This window comes from Pseudoxanthomonas jiangsuensis, from assembly GCF_010093185.1.
GTDB classification, from domain to species: domain Bacteria; phylum Pseudomonadota; class Gammaproteobacteria; order Xanthomonadales; family Xanthomonadaceae; genus Pseudoxanthomonas; species Pseudoxanthomonas jiangsuensis.
Genome location: NZ_PDWL01000044.1, coordinates 1 through 9950, shown reverse-complemented (window position 1 = coordinate 9950; position 9950 = coordinate 1). Strand labels below are relative to the sequence as shown.

The window sequence follows — 9950 nt, the reverse complement described above, 5'->3', positions numbered from 1 at the left end:
TTTGTCACACAAAAAGCGTCCAGACTATAGTGGTCTCCTTCTGGGGGCCTGGGATTCGTTAAAAGAACACGGTGCCGGCGGCACCCGCCGCGGCCGCGCCGAAGGCCCCCGGCAAGGTGCAGAAGACTCCGGTCCGCTCCGGCCAGCAGCTGTACGCCGAAGGCTGCGACCTGACCGTGCTGAGCACGGTCGGCGCCGGCGCCGAGGTCATCTCCGACGGCTCGATCCACGTCTACGGCAGCCTGCGCGGCCGCGCCCTGGCCGGCGCCCAGGGCAATGCCGAGGCGCGGATCTTCTGCCGCGACTTCCAGGCCGAGCTGGTGGCCATTGCCGGCCACTACAAGGTGCTGGACGATATCCCCGACACCCTGCGCGGCAAGGCCGTGCAGGTGTGGCTGGACAATGGCCAGCTGAAGCTGGCCGCCCTCGAATGACCCGGCGCGCGGCCGCGGCGCTTTCCGCCAAGGCCCGCGCGCCCCGCTTCCACCGACACGACCCCGCACGCGGCACCCAGGAGACCTCCATTGGCTGAAATCATCGTAGTCACGTCCGGCAAGGGCGGCGTGGGCAAGACCACTTCCAGCGCCAGCATTGCCATCGGCCTGGCCAAGCGCGGGCACAAGACCGCGGTGATCGACTTCGACGTCGGCCTGCGCAACCTCGACCTGATCATGGGCTGCGAGCGCCGGGTGGTGTACGACTTCGTCAACGTCGTCCACGGCGAGGCCACCCTCAAGCAGGCCCTGATCAAGGACAAGCGCTTCGACAACCTGTTCGTGCTGGCCGCCTCGCAGACCCGCGACAAGGACGCGCTGACCCAGGAAGGCGTGGAGAAGGTGCTCAAGGACCTGGCCGCCGACGGCTTCGAATACATCGTCTGCGACTCCCCGGCCGGGATCGAGAAGGGCGCGTTCCTGGCGATGTACTTCGCCGACAAGGCCATCGTGGTGGTCAACCCGGAAGTGTCCTCGGTGCGCGACTCCGACCGCATCATCGGCCTGCTCGACTCCAAGACCCACCGCGCCGAGGCCGGCGAGGGCCTGCCGGCGCACCTGCTGCTGACCCGCTACAGCCCCGCCCGCGTGGCCGGCGGCGAGATGCTCAGCATCGCCGACGTGGAGGAGGTGCTCGGGCTGAAGGCGCTGGGCGTGATCCCCGAATCGAGCGACGTGCTCAACGCCTCCAACAAGGGCGAGCCGGTGATCCTGGAAGCCGAATCGGAGGCCGGCCAGGCCTACGACGACGCCGTGGCCCGCCTGCTCGGCGAGGAGCGGCCCCTGCGCTTCACCACCCTGGAGAAGAAGGGCTTCTTCAGCAAGCTGTTCGGAGGCTGAGCCATGGGTGTGTTCGATTTCCTGCGGGCGAAGAAGGACACCGCGTCCACGGCCAAGAACCGGCTGCAGATCATCATCGCCCAGGAGCGCAGCAGCCGCGGCGCGCCTGACTACCTACCGCTGCTGCGGCGCGAGCTGCTGGACGTGATCAAGAAGTACGTCAACGTCGACGTGGACGCGGTCAAGGTCGACGTGATCAAGGACGGCGACCACGACGTGCTCGACATCTCGGTGGCCTTGCCGGACGGCCAGGGCTGAAGGACGCCGCCGCCGACGTCCTGCGCCTGCGCGACATCGCCTTCGCCGATGCCGCCGCGCTCCTGGCCGGCCACGGCCTGCGGCTGGAAACGGTAGCCGACGACGCGCCGATCCCCGGCAGCTACTGGGGCGAGCCCGAGGCCGGGATCATCGCCGGCACCGTCTACGTGCGCGGCGACACGCCCGTGCACTCGATGCTGCACGAGGCCTGCCACCTGATCGTGCTGCCGCCCAAGCGGCGGGCCGCGGTGCATACCGACGCCACCGACTCGGTCGCCGAGGAGGACGCCACCTGCTACCTGCAGATCGTGCTGGCCGGCCGCCTGCCCGGGGTGGGCAGCCCGCGGCTGATGGCCGACATGGACACCTGGGGCTACACCTACCGGCTGGGTTCGACCCGGGCGTGGTTCGAGCAGGACGCCGACGAGGCGCGCGCCTGGCTGGCCGAGCGCGGCCTGCTGCCGGCCTGACGCCGCGCGCCGGGGCCTCCCAAGGTCCACTTGCCCGGCGCACCCGGCCCCACTAGCCTGCCGGCACTGCATCCATCGGGGAACACCACGTGAAGCACCGCCACCTGTTGCTGCCGCTCGCCCTCGGCGCGGGCCTGCTGTCGCTGTCCGCCTGCAAGAAGGAGCCGGCGCCCGAGGCCGCCGCGCCCGCGCCCGCCGCCGTCCAGGGCGGCGAGAGCGCCGACGCGTTCGTCGCCCGGATCAATGCCGAGTACAAGGCCGCCTTCCCCGAGATCACCTCGGCGCAGTGGCTGTCCTCGACCTACATCAATGACGACAGCCAGCGGATCGCGGCCAAGGCCAACGAACGCGCCCTGGCCCAGCTCAACGTCTGGATCGAGGAGGCCAAGAAGTTCGAGGGCCAGCCGATGTCCGAGGACAGCAAGCGCGCCCTGGCCCTGCTGAAGCTGATGACCTCGATGCCGGCGCCCAAGGACCCGGCCAAGCTGAGCGAACTCACCACGATTGCTGCCCGCATGGAAGGCGCCTACGGCGCCGGCAGCTACTGCACCGGCGAAGGCGCGGCCAAGACCTGCCGCCAGCTGGGCGAGCTGGAGGACGTGCTGCGCTCCAGCCGCGACTACGACGCCCAGCTCGACGCCTGGCAGGGCTGGCATTCCACCGCCGCGCCGATGCGCCAGGACTACGCGCGCTTCGTCGAGCTGGTCAACGAGGGCGCCGCCGAGCTGGGCTATGCCGACACCGGGGTGATGTGGCGCAGCGGCTACGACATGGCCCCGGACGCGTTCGCCGCCGAGACCGACCGCCTGTGGGACCAGGTCAGGCCGCTGTACGAGCAGCTGCACTGCTACACCCGCGACCGCCTGCAGCAGGCTTACGGCGTGGAGAAGGGCCAGGTCGCCGGCGGCCTGATCCCGGCGCACCTGACCGGCAACATGTGGCAGCAGGACTGGGGCAACCTCTGGGACATGCTGGAGCCGTACAAGGGTGCCGGCAGCCTGGACATCACCGGCGCGCTGGAGAAGCAGTACCAGCAGGACCTGGGCGCGGCGCTGTACAAGCGCGGCCAGGGCGCCGACGCCAAGGCCCGCTTCGAGGCCGAGCGCGAGGCGCAGTTGGCGGTGGCCAAGCAGATGACCGAGCGCGCCCAGGACTTCTACGTCTCCCTGGGCATGCCCAAGCTGCCGGAGAGCTACTGGCAGAAGACCCAGTTCATCAAGCCGCTGGACCGCGACGTGGTCTGCCACGCCAGCGCCTGGGACATGAACATGGAAGGCGACGTGCGCACCAAGATGTGCATCAAGCCCAACGAAGAGGACTTCACCACCATCTACCACGAGCTGGGCCACATCTATTACGACCTGGCCTACAACGTGCAGCCGCCGCTGTTCCAGAACGGCGCCAACGACGGCTTCCACGAGGCCATCGGCGACACCATCGTGCTGGCGATGACGCCCAAGTACCTGGCCTCGATCGGCATGGTCCAGGGCCAGGCGCAGGGCCAGGAGGCGCTGATCAACGCGCAGATGCGCATGGCCCTGGCCAAGGTCGCGTTCCTGCCGTTCGGGCTGATGATCGACCGCTGGCGCTGGGGCGTGTTCGACGGCTCGATCGCCCCGGACCGCTACAACCAGGCCTGGTGGGAACTGAAGGCCAGGTACCAGGGCGTGGCCCCGGCGACCCCGCGCGGCGAGGCGTTCTTCGATCCGGGCGCCAAGTACCACGTGCCGGGCAACACCCCGTACACCCGCTACTTCCTCTCGCACATCCTGCAGTTCCAGTTCTACAAGTCGCTGTGCGAGGCGGCCGGGCAGACCGGGCCGCTGTACGAATGCACCTTCTACGGCAACGCCGAGGCCGGCCGGAAGTTCCAGGCGATGCTGGCCAAGGGCGCCAGCCAGCCGTGGCAGGCCACGCTGAAGGAGCTGACCGGCAGCGAGCAGATCGACGGCGGCGCGGTGCTGGAGTACTTCGCCCCGCTGCAGGAATGGCTCAAGCAGCAGAACGAGGGCAAGTCCTGCGGCTGGCAGGCCGGAGGCACCACGGCGGCGACACCGACGGCGGCGCCGGAAACGCAGGGCTGAGGCTGCGGCTTCCAACCGAACGCACTACGGAAACGGGCGCCCTAGGCGCCCGTTTCTTTTCAGCCACTCGGCAACCGCAGAAGCGTTGGGTTGCGCCGGCTTCAGGCCGGGCCGCCGTGCCTTTGCTTCCCTTGCAGGAGCGCAGGGCGACGGTTGCGCTCAGTGCGCGGTCGGCCCCGGTTCCGCGTCCGCCGCCACTGGCTGCGCGGCGGCCATCTCCTCTTCCAGCTGCTGCTCGTAGTCGGCCAGCGACTTGCCTTGGGTGGCCGCCTCCAGCTCGGCCTCGTCGCGCAGGGCGTCGGAGTAGACCAGCTTGACCGGCACGCCCTGCGCATCGTGCAGGCGCTGGGCGCGGCGCATCAGCATCAGCATCTGCGCGGCGCTGTCGCTGCTGCCGGCGATGCGCCCGTCCATGCCCAGCACCCAGACCCCGCTCTGGCGGACCACCCCGGCCAGCAGGTTGCCGTCGCGGTCGCGCAGCTCGGCGTGCGGCTCGATCGGCGGCTGGCCGGCCCGGGCCTGGTTGCGCTCGCGGTCGGTCTTGCGCTTGCGCGCATCGCGGCGGGCCTTGGACTGGATCGACATGGGGGATCTCCGGGAAGGGGGGAATGCGTCGGGACTCAGAGCTGCTCGCCCGGCTCGATCATGGGCGAGGACGGCGGCGGCGGGAACCGGCGCGCCACCCGCGCCTCCCAGCGCCAGAACAGCCAGCCGCCGGCGACGAACACGGCCATGCCCAAGGCCAGGTGCAGGCCGTGGTGGCTCAGCCAGGGCGAGAGCAGGCCGGCCACCGCGGCGTTGAGCACCAGCTGGAAGAACGCCTGCAGGGACGAGGCCGAGCCGCGCTGGCGTGGGTACATGTCCAGGATCGACAGGGTCAGCACCGGGAACACCAGGGCCACGCCGAACGCAGCCAGGCTCATCGGCAGCACCGCCCAGGGCACCGCGATCGCCGGCGCCAGGGCGTTGTAGGCCACGTTCGCCAGTGCCGCCAGGGCCGAACAGACGAACCCGGCCTCGACCTGGCGCATCGGCGGCCAGCGCCCGGCGATCCGCCCGGACACGAACGCGCCCAGGGTCATGCCGCCTATGGTCGGCAGGAACAGCCAGGCGAAGTCGCGCTCGCCCAGGCCCAGCAGCTCCATCACGAAGTCCGGGGCCGAGGCGATGTACAGGAACAGCCCGGCGAAGTTCAGCGCGCCGGCCGCGGCCAGGCGCTGGAAGCGTGGGTTGGCGCCGATCGCCAGGTAGTCGCGCACCAGCCGCCGCGGCCGCAGGGGCAGGCGCAGCTCCGGCGGGTGGGTTTCCGGCAGCCAGCGGCCGACGCTGGCCAGCAGCAGCACCCCGAACACCGCCAGGAACCAGAAGATCAGCGGCCAGCGGCCGGCGCCCAGCATCCAGCCGCCGATCACCGGGGCGATCGCCGGGGCGATGCCGAAGATCATCGACACCTGGCTCATCAGCCGCTGCGCGTCATGGCCCTGGAGCACGTCGCGGATCACCGCACGGCCGACGATCAGACCCACGCCCGCCGACAGGCCCTGCAGGGCGCGGAACGCCAGCAGGGTGCCCAGGTCCGGCGCCAGCGCGCAGCCGACCGAGGCCAGGGTGAACACCGCCAGCCCGGCCAGGATCACCCGGCGGCGGCCGATCGCGTCCGACAGCGGGCCGTGGACGATGCTCATCAGCGCGTAGGCGGCCAGGTAGACCGCGATGGTCTGTTGCATCGCCACCTTGTCGGCGCCGAACTGCGCGGCCATCTGCGGGAAGGCCGGGAAGATCGTGTCGATCGAGAACGGGCCGAACATCGACAGCCCGGCCAGCAGCAGCGCCAGGCGCCGGGTCGAAGGCCCGGCTGGGGCGGGCGTGGTCATGGGGTATCGGTGTCCTGCATGCTGGCGGGGATCCCGTCGGTTGCGTCCGCCTGTCCGGCCGGTCCTGAATGCGCCGCCATGGTAAGCCATGCCCCGGCCGGCCGGCCGCCACGGCGGGTATAATCGCTGCCACACCGCGTGCGGTGGGAGAAGCGGGGCGACCCGCTGCCGAAGGCGCAAACGCCCGTAATCGCTCAGGCTCCCATACCACCGCCCGTGAACAACACTCTGGAGAGACCGGCCGCCCGCCCGGGCCGCGCCGGCGCCGAAGGGGCACGAAGCCGCGACCTCGTCCGCGCAGCTTCCAAACTCTCAGGCAAAAGGACAGAGGGGCATCCCGCCGCGCGACCGCGCGGCGCCTTCCTGCCCCTGTCCGGACCGCCTCCATGTCCCAGCACGCCCCTGCCCTGCGCGAACTCGAGCAGCATGACGCCTTCGTCGGCCGCCACATCGGCCCCAACGACGCCGAGATCGCCACCATGCTCGCCGCCGTCGGCCAGCCCTCGCTCGAGGCCCTGACCGACGCCATCGTCCCCGGCAGCATCAAGTCGCCCGCGCCGCTGGCGTTGCCCGACAGCCTCACCGAGGAGGAGGCGCTGGCGAAGATCCGCGCCATCGCCGGGAAGAACCAGGTGTTCCGCAGCTTCATCGGCCAGGGCTACTACGGCACCCACACGCCCAAGGTGATCCTGCGCAACATCCTCGAGAACCCGGCCTGGTACACCGCCTACACCCCCTACCAGGCGGAGATCTCGCAGGGCCGGATGGAGGCGCTGGTCAACTTCCAGCAGATGTGCGCCGACCTGACCGGCATGGAGATCGCCAACGCCTCGCTGCTGGACGAGGCCACCGCCGCGGCCGAGGCCATGACCCTGGCCAAGCGCTCGGCCAAGTCCAGGTCCAACGTGTTCCTGATCGCCGGCGACACCCATCCGCAGACCCTGGAAGTATTGGCCACCCGCGCCGAGCCGCTGGGCCTTACCGTCGAGGTCGTGCGTTCGACCGAGGCCTTCCACCAGAAACTGGCCGCCGGCGACTACTTCGGCGTGCTGGTGCAGTACCCGGCCTCCAGCGGCTGGATCGCCGACTGGTCCGCCGATGCCGAGGTGATCCACGGCCACCAGGCGCTGTTCGTGGTCGCCACCGACCTGCTCGCGCTGACCCTGCTCAAGCCGCCGGGCGAGATGGGCGCCGACATCGTGGTCGGCAACAGCCAGCGCTTCGGCGTGCCGTTCGGCTTCGGCGGCCCGCACGCGGCGTTCATGGCCTGCCGCGACGCCTACAAGCGCTCCATGCCCGGGCGCCTGATCGGGGTTTCGGTCGACGCCGCCGGCAACCCCGCCTACCGCCTGACCCTGCAGACCCGCGAGCAGCACATCCGCCGCGAGAAGGCTACCTCCAACATCTGCACCGCGCAGGTGCTGCTGGCGGTGATGGCCTCGATGTACGCGGTCTACCACGGCCCCGAGGGCCTGACCCGGATCGCCTCGCGGGTCGCGCGCCTGACCGCGATCCTGGCCGCCGGCCTGCGCCAGCTCGGCCACGCCGCGGTGCACGCCAGCGCCTTCGACACCCTGTGCGTCGAGCCGGGCGACGCCGGCGCGCGCATCCTCGAGCGCGCCCGCCAGGCGCGGATCAATCTGCGGGTGCGTGGCAACGGATCGATCTGCATCTCACTGGACGAAACCACCACCCGCGCCGACGTGGAAGCGCTGTGGAATGTGTTCTCTGCCGCCGACGGCGCCGCCCTGCCCTCGATCGACGCGCTCGACGCCGAGGCGCCGTCGCTGATCCCCGAGCCGCTGCGCCGCACCAGCGCGTTCCTGACCCACCCGGTGTTCAACACCCACCACAGTGAGCACGAACTGCTGCGCTACATGCGCGCCCTGGCCGACAAGGATCTGGCGATGGACCGCACGATGATCCCGCTGGGCTCGTGCACCATGAAGCTCAATGCCACCGCCGAGATGATCCCGGTGACCTGGCCCGAGTTCGGCGCGATCCACCCGCTGGCCCCGGCCGACCAGGTGCAGGGCTACCGCCAGCTGATCGACGAGCTCGAAGCGATGCTGGTGGAATGCACCGGCTACGACGCGGTCAGCCTGCAGCCCAATTCCGGCGCCCAGGGCGAATACGCCGGCCTGCTGGCGATCCGCGCCTACCACGCCTCGCGCGGCGACACCCACCGCGACATCTGCCTGATCCCCGAGTCGGCGCACGGCACCAATCCGGCCTCGGCGCAGATGTGCGGGATGAAGGTCGTGGTCACCAAGTGCGATGCCAACGGCAACGTGGATGTCGAGGACATCCGCCGCGCCGCCGAGAAGCACTCGGCGCAGCTCGCGGCGATCATGATGACCTACCCGTCCACGCACGGCGTGTTCGAGGAGGACGTGGTCGAGATCTGCCGGATCGTCCACGGGCATGGCGGCCAGGTGTATACCGACGGCGCCAACATGAACGCGCTGGTCGGCGTAGCCAAGCCCGGCAAGTGGGGTTCGGACGTCTCGCACCTGAACCTGCACAAGACCTTCTGCATCCCGCATGGCGGCGGCGGCCCGGGCGTGGGCCCGTGCGCGGTGAAGGCGCACCTGGCTCCGTTCCTGCCGAAGACGCTGGACGAGGGCGGGCTGCGCACCGAGGGCACCGGCAACGGCCCGATGGTCAGTGCCGCCAGCTTCGGCTCGGCCTCGATCCTGCCGATCAGCTGGATGTACGTGGCCATGATGGGCAGCGCGGGCCTGCGCAAGGCGACCCAGGTCGCCCTGCTCAACGCCAATTACGTCTCCAAGAAGCTGGCGCCGCACTACAGGACTCTCTACACCGGCCGCAATGGCCTTGTGGCGCACGAGTGCATCCTCGACATCCGTCCGCTGGAGAAGGCCACCGGCATCTCCGCCGAGGACGTGGCCAAGCGCCTGATCGACTTCGGCTTCCACGCCCCGACCCTGAGCTTTCCGGTGCCGGGCACGCTGATGGTCGAGCCGACCGAGAGCGAGTCGCTGCACGAGCTCGACCGCTTCATCGACGCGATGATCCAGATCCGCCAGGAGATCGCCGCGGTCGAGGACGGCCGCCTGGACCGCGAGGACAACCCTCTGCGCAACGCCCCGCACACCGCGTTGCAGGTGTCGGCCAGCGAGTGGACCCACGCCTACCCGCGCGAGCTGGCCGCCTTCCCGCTGCCGGCCCTGAAGCAGCAGAAGTACTGGCCGCCGGTGTGCCGGGTGGACAACGTCTACGGCGACAAGAACGTGTTCTGCGCCTGCATCCCGGTGGACGCGTACAGGGAAGAGACCGCCTGAGCGCTGCGCCGCTGACACCTGCGGGTCAGCCCCGCAGGCGCAGGGTCGGGTTCTGGTCGATGCTGCCGTCCTCCCGCAGCACCACGTAGCGCTCGCCGCTGCGGTCGAACAGCACCGGCACCGGCGCCTGGAACATCGGCCGGCGGACGAAGCGCAGCTGCCACTGGAACTGCTCCATGGTCTTCAGCGTGGCCAGCTGCGCCGGGGTGAGGCCGGCGCGCAGGTCGGCGGTCGCGGCGGTGGTCGGCGGCGTGCGCCGCTCCTTCGGGGGCTTGGACATGGTCGGGCTCCAATGCGGGCGAAGGTGGCCGATGGCGGACTCCGTGCGGAAGCGCCTCGGCGCGATGCGGCTACAGATGCCTGCGCCGGCGTGACACCGGCGTCATGCGTCGGGCCCGATCGGACGGATCCACGGCACGCCGGCTGCCTGGCCCTCCGATGTAGGCCGGCGCACCGGCCATGCCGCAGCGGCACATTCCGAACCGGCGTCACGGTTCCAGCGCCCGTGTGCGCCCCGGTATTCACGCCGCCTTCGCTTTCCCTGCGCACGCGCTGAACGCGCTCCTGCAGACCATGCCGGTTCCCCGCCGCCCGCAGGAGCCAGCCCCATGGCCAGCCGCAAGCC

General features: G+C 70.4%; 8 protein-coding genes, 1 pseudogene and 1 riboswitch. Of the genes and pseudogenes, 6 read left to right on the top strand and 3 right to left on the bottom strand.

Annotation, left to right across the window (positions count from 1 at the left end):
• Positions 1-80: 80 nt before the first annotated feature.
• The 5 genes and pseudogenes from minC to CSC62_RS16830 form a co-directional block, all read left to right on the top strand.
• Positions 81-434: pseudogene (gene minC, locus CSC62_RS16850) on the top strand (septum site-determining protein MinC); the annotation flags it as partial.
• Positions 435-524: 90 nt separating this feature from the next.
• The gene (gene minD / locus CSC62_RS16845; protein WP_162407839.1) at positions 525-1334 is read left to right on the top strand and encodes a septum site-determining protein MinD; all 810 of its coding nucleotides are present in this window, start codon (positions 525-527) and stop codon (positions 1332-1334) included.
• Between the two features lie 3 nt (positions 1335-1337).
• A complete protein-coding gene (gene minE / locus CSC62_RS16840; RefSeq protein WP_162407838.1) occupies positions 1338-1592 on the top strand; it encodes a cell division topological specificity factor MinE in 255 nt (84 codons plus the stop codon).
• A complete protein-coding gene (locus CSC62_RS16835; protein WP_162407840.1) occupies positions 1589-2062 on the top strand; it encodes a hypothetical protein in 474 nt (157 codons plus the stop codon). Before minE ends, CSC62_RS16835 begins: the two co-directional genes overlap by 4 nt.
• Before the next feature lie 89 nt (positions 2063-2151).
• Positions 2152-4146, top strand: coding sequence for a M2 family metallopeptidase (locus tag CSC62_RS16830; protein WP_162407837.1), 1995 nt, complete (start codon positions 2152-2154; stop codon positions 4144-4146).
• Positions 4147-4305: 159 nt separating this feature from the next.
• Here the strand turns inward: CSC62_RS16830 and CSC62_RS16825 are convergent, their stop codons facing one another.
• Entirely contained in the window at positions 4306-4731 is a 426-nt protein-coding gene (locus CSC62_RS16825) for a hypothetical protein (protein WP_162407836.1), read from the bottom strand.
• Positions 4732-4766: 35 nt separating this feature from the next.
• Positions 4767-6020: a multidrug effflux MFS transporter gene (locus CSC62_RS16820; RefSeq protein WP_162407835.1), complete on the bottom strand. Its 1254-nt coding sequence runs from the start codon at positions 6018-6020 to the stop codon at positions 4767-4769.
• Between the two features lie 218 nt (positions 6021-6238).
• A riboswitch (glycine riboswitch) is annotated at positions 6239-6358 on the top strand.
• 48 nt (positions 6359-6406) lie between these two features.
• On the opposite strand from CSC62_RS16820, the gene gcvP reads away from it, so the two are divergent.
• Entirely contained in the window at positions 6407-9325 is a 2919-nt protein-coding gene (gene gcvP / locus CSC62_RS16815; protein ID WP_162407834.1) for an aminomethyl-transferring glycine dehydrogenase, read from the top strand.
• 25 nt (positions 9326-9350) lie between these two features.
• On the opposite strand, the gene CSC62_RS16810 is transcribed toward gcvP, so the two are convergent.
• Positions 9351-9605 carry a hypothetical protein gene (locus tag CSC62_RS16810; RefSeq protein WP_162407833.1) on the bottom strand — a complete coding sequence of 85 codons (255 nt, stop codon included), beginning with the start codon at positions 9603-9605 and terminating at the stop codon, positions 9351-9353.
• Positions 9606-9950: the final 345 nt, after the last annotated feature.

What these genes read in the sequence shown, in the direction of transcription:
- minE (WP_162407838.1), top strand. Translation starts at nt 1,338, where the DNA reads ATGGGTGTGTTCGATTTCCTGCGGGCGAAGAAGGACACCGCGTCCACG.
- CSC62_RS16825 (WP_162407836.1), bottom strand. Translation starts at nt 4,731, where the DNA reads ATGTCGATCCAGTCCAAGGCCCGCCGCGATGCGCGCAAGCGCAAGACC.
- CSC62_RS16820 (WP_162407835.1), bottom strand. Translation starts at nt 6,020, where the DNA reads ATGACCACGCCCGCCCCAGCCGGGCCTTCGACCCGGCGCCTGGCGCTG.
- gcvP (WP_162407834.1), top strand. Translation starts at nt 6,407, where the DNA reads ATGTCCCAGCACGCCCCTGCCCTGCGCGAACTCGAGCAGCATGACGCC.
- CSC62_RS16810 (WP_162407833.1), bottom strand. Translation starts at nt 9,605, where the DNA reads ATGTCCAAGCCCCCGAAGGAGCGGCGCACGCCGCCGACCACCGCCGCG.